Annotated in this window: 16 protein-coding genes; 10 read left to right on the plus strand and 6 right to left on the minus strand. The window is 53.3% G+C overall.

Annotation, left to right across the window (positions count from 1 at the left end):
• Positions 1–54: 54 nt before the first annotated feature.
• Together SGR01S_RS04780 and sbcB are read left to right on the plus strand one after the other, a co-directional pair.
• Positions 55–243 carry a DNA polymerase III subunit theta gene (locus SGR01S_RS04780; protein ID WP_037425503.1) on the plus strand — a complete coding sequence of 63 codons (189 nt, stop codon included), beginning with the start codon at positions 55–57 and terminating at the stop codon, positions 241–243.
• 91 nt (positions 244–334) lie between these two features.
• Entirely contained in the window at positions 335–1,762 is a 1,428-nt protein-coding gene (sbcB, locus tag SGR01S_RS04785) for an exodeoxyribonuclease I (protein WP_061806717.1), read from the plus strand.
• A 56-nt stretch (positions 1,763–1,818) separates the two neighbouring features.
• On the opposite strand, the gene SGR01S_RS04790 is transcribed toward sbcB, so the two are convergent.
• Both SGR01S_RS04790 and SGR01S_RS04795 read right to left on the minus strand, forming a co-directional pair.
• Positions 1,819–3,186 (minus strand): APC family permease, encoded by a 1,368-nt coding sequence (locus tag SGR01S_RS04790; protein WP_037425509.1) that lies wholly within the window; start codon positions 3,184–3,186, stop codon positions 1,819–1,821.
• A gap of 534 nt (positions 3,187–3,720) precedes the next feature.
• Positions 3,721–5,139: a glutamine synthetase family protein gene (locus tag SGR01S_RS04795; protein ID WP_037425512.1), complete on the minus strand. Its 1,419-nt coding sequence runs from the start codon at positions 5,137–5,139 to the stop codon at positions 3,721–3,723.
• Between the two features lie 394 nt (positions 5,140–5,533).
• Here SGR01S_RS04795 and puuR point away from each other — a divergent pair, with 394 nt between their 5' ends.
• The 5 genes from puuR (at position 5,534) to SGR01S_RS04820 (ending at position 12,066) form a co-directional block, all read left to right on the plus strand.
• Positions 5,534–6,091 (plus strand): HTH-type transcriptional regulator PuuR, encoded by a 558-nt coding sequence (gene puuR / locus SGR01S_RS04800; RefSeq protein ID WP_037425514.1) that lies wholly within the window; start codon positions 5,534–5,536, stop codon positions 6,089–6,091.
• Positions 6,092–6,297: 206 nt separating this feature from the next.
• Positions 6,298–7,809, plus strand: a complete 1,512-nt coding sequence (locus tag SGR01S_RS04805) for a sugar ABC transporter ATP-binding protein (RefSeq protein ID WP_061806718.1) — start codon at positions 6,298–6,300, stop codon at positions 7,807–7,809.
• Positions 7,806–8,801, plus strand: a complete 996-nt coding sequence (locus SGR01S_RS04810) for an ABC transporter permease (protein ID WP_061806719.1) — start codon at positions 7,806–7,808, stop codon at positions 8,799–8,801. Before SGR01S_RS04805 ends, SGR01S_RS04810 begins: the two co-directional genes overlap by 4 nt.
• Before the next feature lie 255 nt (positions 8,802–9,056).
• Positions 9,057–11,054, plus strand: a complete 1,998-nt coding sequence (locus SGR01S_RS04815; RefSeq protein ID WP_037425524.1) for a ligand-gated channel protein — start codon at positions 9,057–9,059, stop codon at positions 11,052–11,054.
• A gap of 64 nt (positions 11,055–11,118) precedes the next feature.
• Positions 11,119–12,066: a siderophore ABC transporter substrate-binding protein gene (locus SGR01S_RS04820; RefSeq protein ID WP_061806720.1), complete on the plus strand. Its 948-nt coding sequence runs from the start codon at positions 11,119–11,121 to the stop codon at positions 12,064–12,066.
• A 34-nt stretch (positions 12,067–12,100) separates the two neighbouring features.
• On the opposite strand, the gene SGR01S_RS04825 is transcribed toward SGR01S_RS04820, so the two are convergent.
• Both SGR01S_RS04825 and SGR01S_RS04830 read right to left on the minus strand, forming a co-directional pair.
• The gene (locus tag SGR01S_RS04825) at positions 12,101–12,889 is read right to left on the minus strand and encodes an ABC transporter ATP-binding protein (protein ID WP_037425529.1); all 789 of its coding nucleotides are present in this window, start codon (positions 12,887–12,889) and stop codon (positions 12,101–12,103) included.
• Entirely contained in the window at positions 12,886–13,968 is a 1,083-nt protein-coding gene (locus SGR01S_RS04830; protein WP_037425532.1) for a FecCD family ABC transporter permease, read from the minus strand. The genes SGR01S_RS04825 and SGR01S_RS04830 overlap by 4 nt, the downstream gene beginning before the upstream one ends.
• A 356-nt stretch (positions 13,969–14,324) precedes the next feature.
• Here SGR01S_RS04830 and SGR01S_RS04835 point away from each other — a divergent pair, with 356 nt between their 5' ends.
• Positions 14,325–15,422 (plus strand): GGDEF domain-containing protein, encoded by a 1,098-nt coding sequence (locus SGR01S_RS04835; RefSeq protein WP_061806721.1) that lies wholly within the window; start codon positions 14,325–14,327, stop codon positions 15,420–15,422.
• A gap of 96 nt (positions 15,423–15,518) precedes the next feature.
• Here SGR01S_RS04835 and SGR01S_RS04840 read toward each other — a convergent pair whose 3' ends face one another.
• The gene (locus tag SGR01S_RS04840) at positions 15,519–16,997 is read right to left on the minus strand and encodes an amino acid permease (RefSeq protein WP_037425538.1); all 1,479 of its coding nucleotides are present in this window, start codon (positions 16,995–16,997) and stop codon (positions 15,519–15,521) included.
• Between the two features lie 200 nt (positions 16,998–17,197).
• Positions 17,198–18,070, minus strand: a complete 873-nt coding sequence (yieE, locus tag SGR01S_RS04845; RefSeq protein ID WP_037425552.1) for a DNA-binding transcriptional regulator YeiE — start codon at positions 18,068–18,070, stop codon at positions 17,198–17,200.
• A gap of 249 nt (positions 18,071–18,319) precedes the next feature.
• Between yieE and SGR01S_RS04850 the strand changes: the two genes are divergently transcribed.
• Both SGR01S_RS04850 and nfo read left to right on the plus strand, forming a co-directional pair.
• Positions 18,320–19,408, plus strand: a complete 1,089-nt coding sequence (locus SGR01S_RS04850; RefSeq protein WP_037425541.1) for a YeiH family putative sulfate export transporter — start codon at positions 18,320–18,322, stop codon at positions 19,406–19,408.
• 117 nt (positions 19,409–19,525) lie between these two features.
• On the plus strand, positions 19,526–20,365 hold the full coding sequence (gene nfo / locus SGR01S_RS04855) for a deoxyribonuclease IV (protein WP_037425543.1): 840 nt from the start codon (positions 19,526–19,528) through the stop codon (positions 20,363–20,365).
• The last annotated feature ends 230 nt before the right edge of the window (positions 20,366–20,595 follow it).

A 20,595-nucleotide genomic window follows, 5' to 3' on the forward strand; every position in this document is an offset into this window, starting at 1 on the left:
GGACAAGCATGTCTAACGATCTTATGATGCCCTTTAGTTCATAGGGAGAATAATATGGATCGAAAGCTGGATCGCTTACCGCAAGCCGAGCGTGAGAAAATTGAAACCGACTTACTCGCTCTCAGCGTCATTTATAACGAACGCTATGGCATTGCCGCCAATACTGCCCATGCCGAAAAACAGGTGCCCGATTATTTGCGTTCCTACTTTCATCTGCGCCTAAGCTACTATCGCAATGCGTAATACCGCGCATTTCGGTGATTAACGCTAACGACTCGTACATCTCGCCGTTACAATAGGAAAATATTCCCAACGCCACGTGAGAGATGCGATTTTGAGCAGCAAGGCACCGGCCACATTCTACATTCACGACTACGAAACCTTCGGTAAAAGCCCATCAATGGACCGCCCGGCGCAGTTTGCCGGTGTGCGTACCGATATGGATTTCAATATCATCGAAGAACCACTGGTCATCTATTGCACCCCGGCCGACGACTACTTGCCTGATCCTGAAGCGGTGATGATCACCGGTATTACGCCGCAATTGGCACTGGCAAAAGGTGTCAACGAAGCCGAGTTTGCGCGCCAAATTCATCAGGCATTCAGTGTGCCTGGCACCTGTATTCTGGGTTACAACAATATTCGTTTCGATGACGAAGTCAGCCGCAATATCTTCTACCGCAGCTTCTATGACCCCTATGCTTACAGTTGGCAAAACGGTAATTCCCGCTGGGATCTGCTCGATGTGATGCGTGCTTGCTATGCATTGCGTCCGGACGGTATCGTCTGGCCGGAAAACGAAGATGGCTTCCCCAGCTTCCGTCTGGAACACCTGACCCGTGCTAACGGCGTTGAACATGAGCATGCCCATGACGCCATGTCGGATGTTTACGCCACCATCGCCATGGCCAAGCTGGTCAAACAAGCGCAACCGCGGCTATTTGACTTCCTGCTGCAACATCGTAACAAGCATAAGCTGAATGCCTTGATAGATATCGCAGAAATGGCTCCGTTGGTACACGTTTCCGGCATGTTCGGCGCAGCGCGTGGCAATACCAGTTGGGTCTCGCCGTTGGCCTGGCATCCGGATAACAAAAATGCGGTCATCATGTGTGATTTAGCCGGTGATATGACGCCATTGTTGACGTTAAGCGCTGATGAATTGCGCGAACGGCTGTATACCCGCAGAGACGACCTGGCACCAGGCCAATCCCCGGTACCGATCAAACTGGTGCATATCAACAAATGCCCGGTACTGGCACCCGCCAAGACCCTATTACCAGAAAACGCGGAACGCTTGGGGATCGATCGCCAAGCTTGTCTGCAAAATCTGCAATTGCTGCGCCAACACCCACAAGTACGCGAAAAAGTGGTGGCGTTATTCGCTGAAGCCGAACCGTTTAAGGGCTCTGATGACGTCGACTCCCGGCTTTACGACGGCTTCTTCAGTGATGCTGACAAAGCGGCAATGAAGATTATCCAGCAAACTAAACCGCAAAACTTGCCGGCGCTGGATCTGACCTTCAGTGATGGCCGCATGAAGGAACTGCTGTTCCGCTTCCGGGCCCGCAACTACCCCAACACGTTGGATGACAGTGAGCAACGTCGTTGGTTGCAGCATCGTCAGGAAGTACTGAGCGCCGAACGGGTACAGAGCTACGTACTGCAACTGGAGTCGCTATATAACTTGTACGAAGGTGATCAAGAAAAGACCGCGCTGTTGAAAGCGCTGTTTGAGTACGGTAAAGAATTGGTCGGCTGACAAAAACAAAAAAGGGCGCCGAAGCGCCCTTTTTTAATGCACAACGCCGTTAAGACTTATGCAACGTCTTCGCTAGCCTGTGGAACTGGCAGGCGGAAGCTGCGGGTGACGAAGGCCAGATAAATCAGACCAATCGCTGCCCACACCAGACCCAATGTCATTGAGCTGGCTTCCAGGTTCAGCCACAGCGCGCCTACGGTCAGTGCACCCAGAACAGGCAGAATCAGGTAATTAAAGGTGTCTTTAACGGTACGGTTCAGCTTGTCGCGGATATAGAACTGCGAAATGACCGACAGGTTCACAAAGGTGAACGCCACCAGCGCACCGAAGTTAATCAGTGCCGTCGCAGTCACCAGATCAAACGATACTGCAGACAGTGCAATCACGCCGACCAGCAACACGTTCAATGCCGGGGTACGCCATTTCGGGTGTACGTAACCGAAGAAACGCTCCGGGAATACGCCGTCACGGCCCATCACGTACATCAGGCGTGAAACACCGGCGTGCGACGCCATGCCTGAAGCCAGTACGGTTACGCAAGAGAACACCAGGATCACCGACTGGAAGAACTTGCCGGCTACGTACAGCATGATTTCCGGTTGGGACGCGTCAGGATCTTTGAAGCGCGAGATGTCCGGGAAGTACAACTGTACAAAGTAGGACACCACAATAAAGATGACACCACCAATCAACGCCGTCAGGAAGATGGCTTTTGGGATCACGTTTTCCGCGTCTTTGGTTTCTTCAGACAGTGAGCTGATACCGTCAAAACCGAGGAACGAGAAGCACAGAATGGTCGCACCGGTAATCATCGGCACCACATGCGCACCCTCAGACCAGAACGGACGGCTGCTGATCAGCGTGCCGGCACCTTCACCATGCGAAATGCCGTTCACTACCAGGAACAGGAACACGACCATGATCGCCACCTGCACCACCACGATAATGGAGTTCAGGTTCGCCACCAGCTTAATGCCGCGCAAGTTGAAAATCGTCATCAACGCGACCAGCGCTGCCACGAAGATCCACGAAGGCACGCCCGGGAAGATAGCTTCCAGGTAAATTTTGGCCAACAGGATGTTGATCATCGGCATGAACAGATAGTCCAGCAGCGATGACCAGCCCACCATAAAGCCAACGTGCGGGCTAATGGCCTTCTGGGCGTAAGTATAGGCAGAACCGGCGGACGGGAATTTCCGTACCAGTTTGCCGTAGCTCAATGCGGTAAACAGCACCGCCAGCAGAGCAAAGGCGTACGCAGTGGCGACGTGACCATCGGTCAGGCCGGATACGATGCCAAAGGTATCGAAGATGGTCATTGGCTGCAGGTAAGCCAGCCCCATCATCACTACCGGAACTAAAGTCAGGGTTTTACGTAGTTGTGCGCGTTGAGCCGGAGCGGCACTGATGATGTTATCGGACATGACGCAGCCCCCCCTTACCTTCTGCCTTGCGGAGCGTAGACACGCCAAGACTTAAGGTTGCGGGGAAACTTCGCAACGAGCGACTGAATTCAAAAAGAAGGGGATTGGAAGCTGGATAACGAGTCAAGGCGGCCTTGGCTGCTCCATAATCGCTGCGACCGCAGCGGAAACCGGCGGGCACCGGTGCTAAAGTGAAAAATTGCCCCATCTTTCTTATCCTCATGAGTCACGACCATAAAGTTTTGTTTGATCGCGCACGAAACTATTTATCTATCCGGATCGGTGTCCGGCCTCGCTTGGTGTATGAAACGCACAGTTTGTAGTACATAAATGCAAAAAAAATAACCGACGCGTTAAAACGTCGGCTATCTGCATTAGGGATATTTTGCACCAAAAACCCTCCTGATGACAAGATCAGGAAGGCCTCTTAAACAAATTCTTTTCGCGATCGTTCGGAAAACCGCCCTTACGGGTGAATTAATCCGCTATCCTCAGCATCGCTTACTCAGCTAATACTGCTTAGTTTACGCTCCCTCAGGCATTTTTCAACATCCAGTCGATCTCTGTTTCCGTCACTAAGCGTTCAAACTGCATCAATTCGTCCATCTTGCAGGCATGATAAACATGGGCAAAACGTTCTCCCAGATACTGCGTCAGCTCATGCTGGTGCTCAAACTCGTATAGCGCATCGCTTTGGCGGATCGGGAACGGCAGCCCTTCTTGTTCGAGCCCGTTACCGGTCACCGGTTCAGGCAACGGCAGTTCATTGTCCAACCCGTACAAGATCCCGGCGAGGATCGCGGCAACCACCAGATAGGGGTTTGCATCCGCGCCCGCGACACGGTATTCCACGCGATGATTCTCTGGTTCACCACAGGGAATACGCAACGCGACGGTGCGATTATTGTGTCCCCAAGAGGCTTGAGTGGGTACATACATACCCGGCTGGAAACGACGGAAAGCATTAACATTGGGCGCCAATAGTGCCATTGACGCCGGCATTAAGGTAATCATGCCGGCCAGCGCACGGTGCAGTAATGCAGAGTCTTCGCCGTCCGCTTGTGCGAACACGTTGTTACCGTTGCCATCCAGCATGCTGATATGCACGTGCATACCGCTACCGGCGTACTCTTCATAAGGTTTTGCCATAAAGGTGGCGTGCAGATGATGATTCTCCGCCACCATACGTACCAGGCGCTTTAACCCCAGCGCATGATCGCAAGCCAGCAGTACATTATCGGTATGCTTTAGGTTTACCTCGAACTGGCCGGGTGACGCCTCTGCCACCGCACCGTCAGCCGGTAGCCCCTGCATCTGAGCCAGGCTATCGATGTCGTTCAGCACTTCTGCAAAGTGATTTAGGTTATCCAGCGAGTAAACCTGACTTTGCACGTTGCGTTCCTGGGTACCAGGTGCGCAAGGGGGTTGTAGGTAACCCTCAGAGTCTCGTTGCCTGTCAATGAGATAGAACTCCAACTCTACCGCTACCACCGGGAACATGCCTCGCTGGCGCAACGCCTGCCACACTCGGTTCAGGACATTACGGGGTTCAACGTCAAAGGGAGTACCATCTTCATCCAGCATGGTCAGCAACACCTGACCGATATTATCCGGGTCCGCTGCTGACGGCGTCAACGAACCAAGCACCGGCATACAGACACGGTCTGGCTCCCCCAACTCCTGGCCCAGGCCCGCTTCTTCCACCACATTACCCAGAATATCCATAGCGAATACCGAGGCGGGGAAGTAACTGCCTTTTTCCAATTTTTTCAGTCCGGAGACAGGAATACGTTTACCGCGGAAGGAACCATTCAGGTCAGTGAGAAGGATATCGATATACTGCGTTGAGGGATGGCGTTCCAAATAGTGAGCAACTTCACGTTGGAACGCGCTACTTCGCCTCTCTTCATTATGCTGTGCAAAATTTTCAACTGCTGCGATATTGGTTTGCATACATCACCCGCCATTATGCTCTGAGGACGCTGCCGCGCCCGCCTGCCGATAGGTTCAACACATGGTCTGATTTCTCTGTAGACTGCGCCAGAACAGGCGCTCAAAATAACATCCATAATATGAAACATAGCTTTAACACAAATGGTTTGCAAATGTTACAATGCTGTTTGATTATTCGCCACCGACTGCTAAATTGATAAAATATTGACCGAAAAGGTGTTAACTGCCTTTTTATGTACAGAATTTCGTCCGCCAGAACGGGGGTGACCATGGGCAATATATTTTCCAAATTCGGCACAACTACCGATATCATGCAATGTCGATATCACTCAGACAGGCACCTGACACCGATATTCATTTCTGCCTGTCGTCCCTACCAGAAGGAAGTACCGCTATGAGCGAAGTCAGCTTGGCGCCAGGTAAGCGCCTGTCACAGATCCGTCTGCAATTGGGTTTGTCGCAGCGCCGAGTCGCCGAACTGTCCGGGTTAACCCACAGCGCAATCAGCACCATCGAACAGGATAAAGTCAGCCCGGCTATCAGCACGCTGCAAAAACTGCTGAAGGTCTATGGTTTGTCGTTGTCCGCGTTCTTTGCCGAACCTGAAACCGCGAATGAACCCAAAGTGGTGATCGACGCCGAAGATTTGATCGAGATCGGCAGCCAGGGCGTGTCGATGAAGCTGGTACACAACGGCAACCCAACGCGCAATCTGGCGATGATGCTGGAAACCTATCAACCCGGTACGACCACCGGTGAGAAGATAAAGCACCAGGGCGAGGAGATTGGCACTCTGCTGGAAGGTGAGATCATGCTGACTATTAATGGCCAAACTCATTGCCTGACTGCTGGACAAAGTTATGCCATCAACACCGGTATTCCCCACAGTTTCAGCAATACCTCTGCACGCGTCTGTCGTATCGTCAGTGCACATACACCGACGACATTCTGATAAGCCGGATAAGGGCGTCGCGTTGCCCGCGATTCCCTTTTCCCTGCCTTCCGTTTAGTGATGTCGTTTACGCTGGACAGATCCCTTTGTCGGCTAAACATCATTTTCGTCTCAGTTATTCTATTTAGTGTGTTGCGTGAATCGAAATCTGTGTTACAAAAGACTATCTTTAGCCATCTAAACACCTAAACGTCTTTAATCACACTATGCCAACCACTACGCCCTCATGTCTCGAGATGCGCAATATCTCGATCGCCTTTGCCGGATTCAACGCGCTGCAAAACGTCGACTTTACCCTGCTGGGTGGGTCTATCCATGCACTGGTCGGCGCGAATGGTGCCGGGAAGTCCACACTGATGGCGATCCTGTCCGGGGCGCATAATCATTACCGCGGTGAGATCTTTATCGACGGTCAAAAAGTGGATATTCATTCGCCACTGCAAGCCCGCCAATATGGGATCCACGTGGTGCAGCAAGAAGTGGATGTGGCACTGATTCCCACGCTGTCAGTGGCGGAAAACATCATGCTCGATTGGCTTAATGAACCAGGCCATTTGCTCAATTGGGCACAATTGTACCGGCAGGCCGCCCAACTACTGGCCCAGTTGGATTTGACCATTAACCCACGCCAGCGTTTGGCAGACTGTACGCTGGCGGAAAAACAGCAAGTACTGCTCGCACGCGCACTGTCACACCGCTGCCGTTTCCTGGTACTTGATGAACCCACCGCTCCGCTCGATCGCGCCGAAAGCGAACGCCTGTTCCGCGTGGTGCGCCGCCTGCAGTCCGAAGGGATCGGCATTGTCTTTATTTCACACCGTATTCACGAACTGAGTGAAATCTGCGATCGCTTAACGGTACTGCGCGATGGCCGCCATGTCAGTGAAGATGCTATGCAAGGCCTGAATGGCGAGCAGATTGTTGAGAGAATGCTCGGGCACCGGTTAGACGATATCTTCCCACCGCGACGCCCACCGCACGGATCACGCCCGTTGTTACAGGTAGAAAACCTGCACGACCGCCACAAACTACGCGACATCACTCTGCAACTGCATCAGGGGGAAATTCTCGGTATCGCCGGGCTGGCCGGTGCCGGTAAAACGGAGCTGTGCAAAGCGCTGTTTGGTGCCTCTCCGGCCCGCATTGAACGCGGTGAGCTGCTGGGCAAGCCCTGGACGCCTCGCGCTCCGCATCTTAGCGTCGAGCAAGGGTTGGCACTGGTACCGGAAGAACGGCGTAAAGAAGGCATTTTTATAAACGAAGCTATTCCGATGAACCTGAGCGTCAGCGCCGACGACAGCTTCTCACGCTGGAGTCTGTTCAGTCGCCGCCAGGAACTGCGCTGGGCTCTGGATATCATGCAACGCCTGAACATTCGCGCCTCGGGTCCTCAACAGCGGCTGGCAAGATTGTCTGGCGGCAACCAGCAAAAAGTGGCCATTGGCAAATGGCTGCGCGGTGATGCCAGCGTACTGATTTTTGACGAACCGACCAAGGGTGTGGATATCAAGGCCAAACAAGAGCTGTTCACTGTGATCGACAACCTGGCACGCGAGGGGAAAGGCATTATCTATGCCTCCGGCGAGTTCTCGGAGCTGGTCGGCTTGTGTGATCGCATCTGTGTGTTGTGGGATGGGCGGATCGTGGCGGAACTGAACGCCGCCGATATTGATGAAGAAACCTTATTACTGTATTCCACCGGAGGAACCCCAGCGTGAGTAAAGAATTATCCCTACAAAATGCGCAACCCTGGCGCCATCAGTTGTTTGAGTTTCTCTACAAATGGGGGATGTTACTCACCGTTGTTGCTCTGATCGCTCTGTTCGGACTGGCATCGGATAATTTCCTCGATCCGAACAACATCATCAACATTTTGCGCTCTATCGCGATCGTTACCGTGATCGCCATTGGTGTGTCCATCTCACTTTCGGTGGGCGGCTTCGACCTTTCTGTCGGCTCCACCGCTTCACTCGCTAATGCCTTGGTGGTTTCGCTGTTCGTTTGGTATGGCTTCGGCACGACCGGCGCGATTGTACTGACACTCCTGATTTGTACGTTGGTCGGTCTGTTCAACGCCTTCCTGATCGTGGTACTGAAAATTCCTGACATGCTGGCGACACTGGCAAGCTTGTTTGTGATCCAGGGTGTGGCAATGACCTACAGTTACGGCGGGTCAATAACCCAAAACATGCTGCTGCCGAACGGCGATATGGCTGAAGGCCTGATCCCGGATATCTTTTCTTCACTGGGTCAGGTGCCGATCATTGTGCTGATCATGCTGGCAGTCACCATAGTGGTGCAGCTTTTTCTGTCGCTGACCAAACACGGCCGGCGCATGTACGCCATTGGCGGTAACCCGGAGGCCGCGCGTCTGTCAGGCATTCGCACCGTACGTTACAGGGTTGCCGCCTATGTCATTTCTGCCCTGCTGGCCTCGCTTGGCGGCATATTGCTGGCGTCACGTATTGGCTCTTCCCAGGTGAATGCCGGTGGCGGTTATCTGATGGATGCCGTCGCCGCCGCCTACATTGGTTTCTCGTTGGCTGGCTCCGGTAAACCTAATGCACTCGGCACATTGGTGGGTGCTGTGATCCTCGGCGTATTGCAAAACGGTCTGGTGATGCTTTCCGTACCCTACTATGCAATGGACATCATTAAAGGTCTGGTACTGGCCCTGGCGTTAGCGATTACCTATATCCAGAAACGTTAATGTCTACACCGGCGCACGCCTTGCTGTGCCGGTTTTCCCTTTAATTCATACGGTTAATCTTTCCCTCCCACTTTAAATATACAAATGATACGAATTATCATTTGCGTTTACATTTTGTTTAAAATCCTTACAATGGCCTGACGAAATACTGACGGAACGACGATTCTCGCAACGACGGGGCCCGTTTCTACTTATTATTCAAACCGTTAAAACGACACTTTGTCGATTTACATCAGACCAGGAAAGGTTTGCCTCATGGAAAAGCCACGTTATAACTCGCTTACTGCACTGATTATTGCTTCACTCGGCAGCGCCAGCGCGTTTGCCGCACCACAAAATGACGCTCAGGACACCATGGTGGTGACCGCCTCCGGTTTCCAACAAAAAATCCAGGACTCCCCTGCGTCTATTTCTGTGATCCCACGTCAGCAAATTGAAGACAAAGCCTACCGCGACATTACCGATGCGTTGAAAGACGTGCCGGGCGTGGTGGTGACCGGCGGTGCCAGCAGCAGCGATATCAGTATCCGCGGCATGTCCTCCAAATACACCCTGATTCTGGTGGACGGCAAGCGCGTAGACACCCGTGGCACCCGCCCGAACAGCGATAACTCAGGCATTGAACAAGGTTGGTTGCCTCCGCTGGAAGCCATTGAACGAATCGAAGTGGTGCGCGGCCCGATGTCTTCGCTGTATGGCTCCGACGCGATGGGCGGCGTGATCAACGTCATCACCCGCAAAACATCCACCACTCAGGCATGGAAAGGCTCGCTGCACGGCGATTCCACCTTCCAGGAAAACAGCAATTCCGGCGATATCTTCCAGACCAACGCCTACGCTTCCGGCCCGCTGATTGAAGGCCTGCTGGGCCTGCGGGTTAATGGCCTGCTGTCGCGCCGCGCTGAGGACAAAATCCTCAATGGTTTTAACGAACAACGCATGCGCAGCGGCACCGCGGTATTCAGCCTGACACCGAACGAACAGAACGATTTCGATTTCGAAATTGGCCGCTCTTTGCAGGATCGCAACAGTACGCCGGGCAAATCCATGGCGACCGAAAACTGCCGCAATAAAAAGTGCACAGCTAACAGCGCCAGCGACAGCCTTTACACCCGAACCAACTACGCTGTAACCCACAACGGTTATTACGATTTCGGCAATACCAACAGTTACATTCAGCGCGAAGAAACCAACAACCCGGGCCGTAACATGAAGATGTACAACACCATCTTCAATACGCAAACCCAGTTTGACCTTGGTAACCATATGCTGAATCTGGGCGGCCAGTACCGCTACGAGAAATTGAGTGACGGGGGCAACCAGTTAGCATCGGCAGATAAGTTGAACAAACTGACGCGCTGGAGCTGGGCGCTGTTTGCCGAAGACGAATGGGCGATGACCAACGACTTCAGCCTGACCAGCGGTATCCGTATGGATCAGGACCAGAACTACGGTAATCACTGGACACCGCGCATGTACGGCGTCTGGCATCTGACCGAACAATTTACGCTGAAAGGCGGCGTTTCCGCCGGTTATCGCTCACCGGATCTACGCCAATCCTCCGCCGGCTGGGGGCAAATCACCGGCGGTGGCCGTACGTCAATCATCATCGGCAACCCGGATCTGAAACCAGAAAAGAGCCTGAGCGAAGAGATCGGTGTGATGTGGGATAACCAGCAAGGCCTGAACGCCGGTGTAACCCTGTTCAATACTGATTTCAAAGACAAGATCACCGAAGTACGTCGCTGTGATAGCGGTGACGGTGATGCGCAATGCATGATCGGTACCACGCCATATTACTTTATCAGCGACCGCACTAATGTCGATAAAGCCAATATGCGCGGCGTAGAAGCGACGTTCGGTTGGGAAATCACCAAAGACTGGCAGTTGACCACCAACTATACCTACACAACCTCTGAACAAAAGAGCGGTGATTTCCAGGGCAAACCCTTGAACCAAATGCCGAAGCATATGGTTAACAGCGTATTGGACTGGCAGGCCACTCACGACGTCAGCCTGTGGTCGCGCGTTAACTTCCGCAGCAAGACATCGGACTACATGAGCCGTTCGTCGATGGCCAAAAGCACGCCGTCTTACACCTTTGTTGACGCTGGCCTTAGCTACCAGGCGAATAAAAACCTGATGGTGACCGGCGGGGTTTACAACATCCTCGATAAGACCGTTGATTACGATAACTACAATACCGTGTTGGATGGCCGCCGTTACACCGTCGGCATGACCTACAACTTCTAACGCTACCCAGGGCGCGCACTCAAACTGCGCGCCCTTTTTATATCCCCCACCCGAGGAAGCCTCTATGACTTTACGCCGCTCCCCAATGGTTATTGCCCTGCTGGCCTGTATGGCGCTGGCTGGCTGCACCAACAAAACCCGCACCACCGTTATCGATGCTCCGGCAACGGTCAGTTTTCAACATCTTAACGGCACCACCGACGTGAAAAAGCACCCGCAGCGTGTAATCGTTCTGGACTATGCGTCGCTGGAAACACTGCAACTGCTGGGTGTCGAGCCTCTGGCGCTGCCGGGCAACCGCACAATGTTGCCGGACAGCCTGAAACAGTACCAAGATGCCAAATACCTCAACGCTGGGACACTGTTTGAACCAGACATGGCTACGCTGCGCGCGGCCAAACCGGATCTCATTCTGATTGCCGGCCGCTCTTCTAAGGCTTACGCCGAACTGAGTGCCATCGCGCCGACGTTAAATATGGCGATTGATCCGCAAGATCAACTGGGTAGCCTGAAGCAACGCACACTGCAACTGGGCGAGTTGTTCGATAAACAACAGCAGGCACAAGCGGCGGTCGACAAACTGGACGCTGAGATTGCAGCAATCAAGCCGCAGGTAGCCAACGCCGGGCGTGGTCTGGTTGTACTGTTCTCCGGCGGGAAAATCAGCGCTTATGCGCCTAAAAGTCGCTTCAGCTTCACCTATGATGCTCTCGGGTTCAAATCGGCATTGCAGAGCGAAAACCCCGATGTGCGTGGCAACAAACTGTCGCCCGAGCAGGTCGCCAAGTTGAATCCTGACTGGTTGTTTATCATCGATCGTGACGCGGCCACCGGCCGTCCGAACGCGGTTGCACCGCAGAAAATACTCACCAATACGGCGCTGAAAAACACCGTTGCAGTCAAAAAGGGTCAGGTAGTGTATTTGCCGGCGGCTGAGGTCTATCTGTCAGGTGGCATTATCACCAGCCAACATATTGTCGAACGCGTCACTGAGGCGCTGAACAAGAAGTAATTGAACAGGCCCGGCGATACCGGGCCTTTTTGGTTTAGATCACGGGCTGGTTCACCAACCCGTCGATCAACACCTGAGGCGTCCCTTGCGAGCAACGCTCAATGCGCCCGCGCACACCATAAACACGCGCCAAACTCTGTGGCGTGATCACCTCTTCTGGCGCACCGTCAGCAATCAATTCCCCGTCTTGTAGCATCAATACATGATCACCATGGCGCAAGGCTATGTTGATGTCATGCACCACCACCACGGTGATGATATTGCGTTTACGGGTTTCTTTACGCACCAAATCCATCACGTGGAACTGGTAGTTAAGATCGAGTGCACTCAGCGGTTCATCCAGCAACAACAGCGAAGGCTGACGGATCAACGACTGTGCCAATCCGACCAACTGCTTCTGACCGCCAGATAGCTGATCAAGATAACTCAGTGCCAAATGGGCGATTCCAAGTTGCTCAAGCAACGCCATGACTTCCGCCTCACTGCCCGCATTGCTACGGCCACCCGAGGCACGTTGCGCCACGATGATCGATTCCAGCACGTGCAAATGCACCCCAGCGGGCAGCGATTGTGGCAAATACACGACCTTTTCTGCCCGACGGGCAAAAGGGATCTGCATCAGATCGATATCGTCCAGCCACAGTTGCCCCTGAGCTGGGTTTAATCCCGCCAGTGAACGCAGCAGCGTCGATTTACCGCTGCCGTTTGGCCCTAGCAGCACGGTAATTTGACCACGAGGTAACATGGGAACCGCCAGATCGGTGATCACCTGTCGCTTCGGATAACCGGCGGAAAAATGCTCAATACGCAATCCCTGACTCATACATTCCCCCGGTGACGCAGAATAATGCTCAGGAAGAATGGCACGCCCACCAGCGAGGTGACGATGCCGACCGGAATAATAATACCCGGGATCAGGTTTTTCGACGCCACGGAGGCCATCGACAGTACCAGCGCGCCAATCAGCGCACTGGCTGGCAGATAGAAACGGTGATCTTCACCGAAAATCATGCGCGCAATATGCGGTGCCACCAGGCCGATAAAACCAATCGGGCCAACAAAAGCGACGGCTAATGCAGAAAGAATACTGATACGCAGCAACGTGGTCAGACGCAGGCGGCGCACGTCGATACCGAAGCTCACCGCCCGATCTTCACCCAAACGCAGTGCGGTCAACTTCCAAGAACTCATCATCGACAACGGCAGCAACACGGCAAATACACCAAGCAGAATACCCAGCTTGTCCCATGACGCACGCGCCAGGCTGCCCATGGTCCAGAACACCAGCCCCTGCAACGTATCTTCGCTGGCGATAAACTGCATCATGGAGACCAGTGCATTAAAGGTGAACACCAACGCAATGCCAAACAGCACCACACCAGACGTCGCAACCCGCGTCCAGCGCGTAATGCCATCGAGCATCAGTGCCGCGAACAGAGCAAAAATAAACGCATTGGCGGAGATAAACCACTGATCAGGAATGCCCGGTACGCCAATCCCCAACACGATAGCCAGCGCTGCGCCAAACGCCGCGGCTGAAGAAACCCCGAGGGTAAATGGGCTGGCAAGCGGGTTGTTCAGGATGGTTTGCATTTCTGCACCAGCTAAACCAAGCGCAAACCCAACCACCACGGCCATCAACGCATAAGGCAAGCGGATATCCCAAACGATCACCCGCGTACCGGCATCAGCCGCCGCAGGATCAATCAACGTTTGCCACAGAGAGGACAGTGAAAGTCCGGAAGGCCCCATGGTAAAGTCCAGCAGTAGCGAACCCAAAATCGCCAGTGCCAACACCCCCATCATTAATAAACGGTGGCGGAGAATATGGTGATAACGCCCCATCACATTGACGTTGGGTTGCCCCTTGGCCTCAGGGATAGGATCGGTGGATACGCTCATTATTTCGGATACCTGTTACGACGATGACCATAGCGGCTGAAAAGGGCCGCTTGAACCTGATAAGCAGCCGATAACAATAAAGCAAACGATAATACTTATCAATCATATCAATAGCTATTACCTGTCATATAAAGATGTAACACTTTATTTTATAACGCTATTCACGCATTCATGCCGATAACCCTATAAAAGCACACAGGGTTAACAATTCCGAAAGTTACGCCCCACCCCGCCCAACTGTGACAAAACGCAACGAAACCACATAGAATCCGAAGCCTGACCGCCAAACGGTGTGCTAATCGCGCCAAACCCGTTCCTTAGGGCTTATTGGCGAGGTCCTTATTAATGAGGCTGTAATGAGAAGTCGACTCCCCACGTTAACGCCTAAAAGGCCCGCTCTGCTGCACTGGCTGGTACAAAGCCCACAGCATACGGATGATGCCCAATTTCAACGCCAAATGCGGCTTACGTTGGTGCCTTCTCCCGCAACGCCCTGGTTAAATACCGCCGGTGTGGCACTGCTGCTGCTGGGTTACATCTGGTTGAGTCATCGCGCACTCGGTGCCGCGCTATTGGCCTCGCTCTTACTGCTGACCGGCGGCCGTTGGTGGCTGATGCGCGTCAGTCCGCCCCGCTGGCCAAATGCAATGCTTGTAACGATGCTATTGTGGTGTGCACTGGTGGGCGCAACCGCCCTGTTGGCTATGTTGTCAGGCCGTATGGTACTGATCCTGTTCGCCGGGCTATTGATTACCGGGCTGGCTTTCTGGCTGATGCAGCGCCATGCCGCAGCACCGCGTTTTGCCTTGCTGGAAATCATGTTGCTGACACTGCCTTATCTTGTAGTCGCACCACTATCACGTGTACAGAATCTGTTTTTACTGGCAGATATCATTCCGCTTTGGCTCCTGTTAGCCCATGGACTGATCGCGTTTTACCATCGCCAGGTCACTCAACACGTCACTCTGACAGCCGAAAAACAAAAAGCGGCTCATCAGGATCGTTTGACCGGCTTCCTTAACCGCGCAGGCGGCGAGGCCGTCATGCAGGAAGTTTGTCGGCCGTCAGCAACGATGCATCCGCTTTCTCACCTGTTTATTATCGAATTCACTCCACTGGCTGCGCTGTATCAAAGTCACGGCGTTCTCATCGGCGATGACGTATTACGCACCATTGGCGAGCGCTTAAAAATGCTGGTGCGCCCAAGTGATTTTGTCTGTCGCTATACCGGAGGCCAATTTCTGATCCTGGTACACGGCTTACCTTACGGTTCTGAAGGGGAGTTTTTGGCGCGTATTGTTCCGCCGCTGCAAGCACCCTATGATTTTGGGGCTTTTGGTGAGGTATCGCTGCACCTGAACACGGGCGTGCTGGCATTAACGCAGGATTATCAAAAGGTAGAGAATCTGATGGCCGCCGCGCAACACGCGCTGACCGTAAATAGGAAGGAATAACGTGGCGGTATCCCGCCACGTTGTATACACGCTGTCTTTCAAGCTGCCGCCGAACCTTTCGACCGCAGCTTGAAATTCCCAAGGCTTATATAGAAATTACTTCACGTCCATTTTCGGGAATTCCATTTCGCTGTACTTCACAACACGGGTGCCGCGCGTCAGCTTATAACCGAACCAGATAATCAGGAATAGTGGAATGCCGATATAAGTGGCAGTCACACCGTACCAGTCAATGCGGTCTTGCAGGAATGCCTGATAGTTCTGTCCCAGCGTAATGATCAGGCACAGGACGAAGGCAAAGATTGGCCCCAGCGGGAAGAAACCGGAACGGTATGGCAGATCGTTCAGATCGCGTCCCTGAATCATATAGCCGCGACGGAAACGGTAGTGACTGATGGCAATCCCCAACCACGCGATAAAGCCGGTCATCCCCGAGGTGTTCAGCAGCCACAGATATACCGACTGGTTGCCGAACATCGAGCTCAGGAAGCACAGCCCTGCCACCACGGTCGTGGCATACAACGCGTTGCGTGGCACCCCACCCTTTGACAATTTGGCAAAGATACGCGGCGCTTTACCTTCCGATGCCAGGGTAAACAGCATACGGGTGGATGCGTACATCCCAGAGTTACCGGCGGACAATACCGCAGTAAGAATAACCGCATTCATCACCGCAGCAGCAGACAGCAGACCGGCGTGCTGGAAGACCAGCGTGAACGGGCTGACGCTGATGTCTTTCACATCGTTACGCAGCAGGCTCGGATCGGTATAAGGAATGATCAGGCTGATAATCAGGATGGCAAAGATATAGAACAGCAGGATACGCCAGAACACCTGACGCACCGCGCGTGGGATGTTTTTGCCTGGGTTTTCCGACTCACCGGCAGCGATACCGATAAGCTCGGTCCCCTGGAATGAGAAGCCGACGATCATCGCCACACCAATCATTGCCGAGAACCCGCCGGCAAACGGCGCGTCGCCAATGGTCCAGTTCTGCCAGCCTGCGTGTTCGCCGCCCTTAAGGATGCCGAAAATCATCAGCACACCAATACCGATGAAGATAATGACGGTGGTCACCTTGATCAGTGAGAACCAGTATTCTGCTTCACCGAAACCTTTGACCGAAATGTAGTTCAACAAGAACATCAGGCCGAGGAACAGTGCGCTCCAGATCCAGCCGGGGGTATCCGGGAACCAGTAGGTCATCACCAACTGCGAGGCTACCAGGTCAACGGCGATAGTCACTGCCCAGTTGTACCAGTAGTTCCAGCCCAGCGCGAAACCAAAGCCTTCTTCGACATATTTGGCGCCGTAGGTGGAGAAAGAACCCGATACCGGCATAAAGGCCGCCAGTTCACCCAGGCTGGTCATCAAGAAGTAGACCATCAACCCGATCAATGCATAAGACAGCAGTGCCCCGCCAGGGCCAGCCTGAGAAACCGTAGCGCCAGAGGCGACAAACAGACCGGTGCCGATAGAACCACCAATAGCAATCATGGTTAAGTGCCGCGCTTTCAGCTCGCGCCGCAATCCGGGTGCTTGTTGCCCCGATGTTTTTATATCCTGCTGAGCCATTCTTACCCTATCTGCTGGTCAAAAAAAATGAGGGCGGATTGTAACAAATACCCGCCAGCGAACTAGTAACATTGCACTGATATAAGATAGCTTCATAATTCAGGGCTAATTATTAGCAATGGTCTGGATGGCCTTACTTACTGTCATTAATGTGACAGGGAGCAGCTTTTTATGCTTTGTTTCACCTTACGGAGACGTTATCAAGGCTGAAACGCGCAATAACTGAGGAAACGCTGTAAAGCATTGGAGATGTGCTTTTGCCGATGATGGATCAAATACAACGTGCGCATTAACGGAGGCAACGGCACTTGCAGCTCCACCAGCACGCCGCTGGCCAACTGTTCGCAAATCACCCGGCGCGACAGGCAACTGATGCCCATACCATGGCGAACCGCGTGTTTTATCGCTTCTGAGTTGCCCAACTCCATCACTAACTGGAAGTGCGGTAAATGCGCCAGCAGCAGGTGATGCAACACTTCACGCGTACCCGACCCGCCCTCGCGCAGGATCCAGGGTGCATCAGCCAGCATCTCCAGGGTCAGCGGTTGCCCCGCCAACGGGCTATCCGGCGCAGCGAACACAACCAACTCATCTTCCAGCCATGGCTGAGTGACCAATTCCGGCATATGACAGGGCCCCTCGATCAGCCCCAAATCAACCCGAAAGTCAGCGACTGCACCAATCACGTCCTGGCTATTGCCGACGTTGAGTTCCAGCGGAGTAGAAGGAAAATCATGCCGATAATGGGCGATCATCTCCGGCAGCATATAATTGCCGATGGTGCTGCTGGCACCGATACGCAGCGCGCCGCCATCATGACGGAACAATTGTTCAATTTCTCCCGCCTGTTCCAGCAGCGCCAGCGCTTTCGGATACAGCAGTCGGCCATGCTCGTTGATGACCAGACGCTTGCCGACACGATCGAACAACTGCACGCCCAACTGCCCTTCCAGATCGGCCAGCGCGGCACTGACCGCCGACTGTGATAACGCCAGAACTACGGAAGCCTGCGTGGTCGAACCGCTTTTAAGCACTTCGGTAAAGACTTCTAATTGACGTAAGGTAATATGCATAGCGTCTCGGTATTCATCAAAGGTGACGTCGAATAAAGTCACTGAAATTAATGCAAAATCTGCGCTGCTGACCGGCAACAACGCACAGGGTGAATACTATTAATGTTACCACGTTTGCAGAAATCAGTATGAAAGCCGCCGATGCCGATTAACCACTTATTCAGATAAGTTATAAACATATAATCAATTTCTCTTTTATGCGGCAAGAACGTAGTCTGTGCTCAAGAATTTGATTAAAAGGGCTGACTTATGGCGACCAATACCACACATACTTTTCCATCGCGGCAATTTCCCCTGTTCGGTTTACCTCACTTAGTACCAGGACTCCTGTTGACCGGTGCCATCACCGCGTTGGCGGTCTGGGTGGGTGATATTCCATGGGTGGCCGGATTGGGGCTGGGCGCGCTGACACTGGCGATTTTACTCGGCATTGTGGTGGGCAATACGCTGTATCCCTGGTTACAACCGAACTGCCATGGCGGTGTTCAGTTCGCCAAACAACGTTTGCTGCGGTTGGGCATTATCCTTTACGGCTTTCGTCTCACGTTTCAGCAGATTGCCGATGTGGGCACGACCGGCATCATCATTGATGCATTGACGTTAACCACCACTTTCCTGCTGGCCTGCTGGCTGGGCAAAAGAGTATTCGGGCTCGACAGTCATACCACTATGCTGATCGGTGCCGGCAGCAGCATCTGCGGTGCGGCAGCGGTAATGGCTACCGAACCGGTACTAAAAGCCGATGCCAATAAAGTGGCCGTAGCGGTAAGCACCGTAGTCGTGTTCGGTACGCTGGCGATCTTCGCCTATCCGTGGTTGTACCATCTGAATGAGCAATTCCAGTGGCTGCCGTTTAATCAGGAAAGCTTCGGTATCTTCACCGGTTCAACGATCCACGAAGTGGCGCAGGTTGTTGCCGCTGGGCATGCCATCGGGCCGGATGCTGAAAATGCTGCGGTGATCTCCAAAATGATCCGCGTAATGATGCTGGCACCGTTCCTGGTTGTGCTCTCAGGGTTTATCAGTCGCAGTCGTAGCACTGGCAACACCGGTGAGAAAGCAGAAAAATCTGCCATCACTATTCCTTGGTTTGCGGTGCTGTTTATTGCCGTCGCTGGGCTGAACTCGTTCAACCTGATCCCGGCCACGCTGGTGAAACATCTGATTACTGCGGATACCTGGATGCTGGCGATGGCCATGGCGGCACTGGGGCTGACCACCCACATCAGCGCAGTGCGTCAGGCCGGGGTCAAACCGATTCTGCTGGCGACCTTGCTGTTCATCTGGCTGATTGTTGGCGGTATCGCAATTAACCTGCTGGTGCAATACTTCCTCTGATTCTCCGTACTGTTCTTCCCTGTCTTTAGGCCCGCAATCGCGGGCCTTAGCTTTTCCAGCCATTCAATCCTTCCGCTATCAATGCCATAATGACGCCGATTACACAGGAGAATGAAAATGAAGTTTGTCGGTGCACATGTCAGCGCGTCAGGCGGCGTGGATCAGGCGGTTATCCGCGCGCACGAATTAGAGGCGACCGCATTCGCCCTGTTCACTAAAAATCAACGTCAATGGAAAGCCGCTCCGCTGCCTGCTGACGTGATCGATAAGTTTAAAAGCGCCTGCGCGCAGTACGGTTACGGTCCGGGACAAATCCTGCCACACGACAGCTACCTGATTAACCTCGGCCACCCGGTAACCGAAGCCTTGGAAAAGTCCCGTGAGGCCTTCCTTGATGAAATGCAACGCTGTGAGCAACTGGGGCTGACGCTGCTGAACTTCCACCCTGGTAGTCACCTGTTGCAGATTGATGAAGACAAATGTCTGGCGCGTATCGCCGAATCCATCAATCTGGTGCTGGATAAAACAACCGGCGTGACAGCGGTAATCGAAAATACCGCCGGTCAGGGCAGTAATCTGGGCTTTAAATTTGAGCATTTAGCGGCAATCATCGACGGTGTGGAAGACAAAAGCCGCGTCGGTGTCTGTATCGACACCTGTCACGCCTTTGCTGCTGGGTACGATTTGCGTACCGAAGAGACCTGCGAGCAGACGTTTAAAGAGCTCGGTGACGTTGTCGGCTTCAACTATCTGCGTGGCATGCACCTGAACGACGCCAAGAGTGAATTTGGCAGCCGTGTTGACCGCCACCACAGTCTGGGCGAAGGCAATATCGGTAAAACGGTGTTTAGCTATATTATGCGTGACTCACGTTTCGACAATATCCCGTTGATTTTGGAGACGGTGAACCCGGATATCTGGGCGGAAGAGATCGCCTGGCTGAAAGCGCAGCAGTAATTACCGTCTAAAAAACGGGGCTTGGGCGCTAATGTTTTTCTGTGTGGACTTATCTAAGTGTATTCGCAACGTTTCGGTCGATAAGACTGCGAGGCTCTACGTGGTTTATGCGCACCGACCGAGCAAGGGACCGTAAGGCGCGGTCCCTTGCAACCCGCGCCTTTGCCCCATCAGACGGTTGGCTTCACCAACTTCCCTCTCTTCGTCTCGTCGCATCACGGCCGGCTACG

Source organism: Serratia grimesii NBRC 13537 (genome assembly GCF_001590905.1).
GTDB classification, from domain to species: domain Bacteria; phylum Pseudomonadota; class Gammaproteobacteria; order Enterobacterales; family Enterobacteriaceae; genus Serratia; species Serratia grimesii.

Coding starts and splice junctions, on each gene's coding strand:
- SGR01S_RS04820 (WP_061806720.1), top strand. CDS start 11,119: ATGACTTTACGCCGCTCCCCAATGGTTATTGCCCTGCTGGCCTGTATG.
- SGR01S_RS04840 (WP_037425538.1), bottom strand. CDS start 16,997: ATGGCTCAGCAGGATATAAAAACATCGGGGCAACAAGCACCCGGATTG.
- nfo (WP_037425543.1), top strand. CDS start 19,526: ATGAAGTTTGTCGGTGCACATGTCAGCGCGTCAGGCGGCGTGGATCAG.
- SGR01S_RS04835 (WP_061806721.1), top strand. CDS start 14,325: ATGAGAAGTCGACTCCCCACGTTAACGCCTAAAAGGCCCGCTCTGCTG.
- SGR01S_RS04850 (WP_037425541.1), top strand. CDS start 18,320: ATGGCGACCAATACCACACATACTTTTCCATCGCGGCAATTTCCCCTG.
- yieE (WP_037425552.1), bottom strand. CDS start 18,070: ATGCATATTACCTTACGTCAATTAGAAGTCTTTACCGAAGTGCTTAAA.
- SGR01S_RS04780 (WP_037425503.1), top strand. CDS start 55: ATGGATCGAAAGCTGGATCGCTTACCGCAAGCCGAGCGTGAGAAAATT.
- SGR01S_RS04815 (WP_037425524.1), top strand. CDS start 9,057: ATGGAAAAGCCACGTTATAACTCGCTTACTGCACTGATTATTGCTTCA.
- puuR (WP_037425514.1), top strand. CDS start 5,534: ATGAGCGAAGTCAGCTTGGCGCCAGGTAAGCGCCTGTCACAGATCCGT.
- SGR01S_RS04825 (WP_037425529.1), bottom strand. CDS start 12,889: ATGAGTCAGGGATTGCGTATTGAGCATTTTTCCGCCGGTTATCCGAAG.
- SGR01S_RS04790 (WP_037425509.1), bottom strand. CDS start 3,186: ATGTCCGATAACATCATCAGTGCCGCTCCGGCTCAACGCGCACAACTA.
- SGR01S_RS04805 (WP_061806718.1), top strand. CDS start 6,298: ATGCCAACCACTACGCCCTCATGTCTCGAGATGCGCAATATCTCGATC.
- SGR01S_RS04795 (WP_037425512.1), bottom strand. CDS start 5,139: ATGCAAACCAATATCGCAGCAGTTGAAAATTTTGCACAGCATAATGAA.
- SGR01S_RS04830 (WP_037425532.1), bottom strand. CDS start 13,968: ATGAGCGTATCCACCGATCCTATCCCTGAGGCCAAGGGGCAACCCAAC.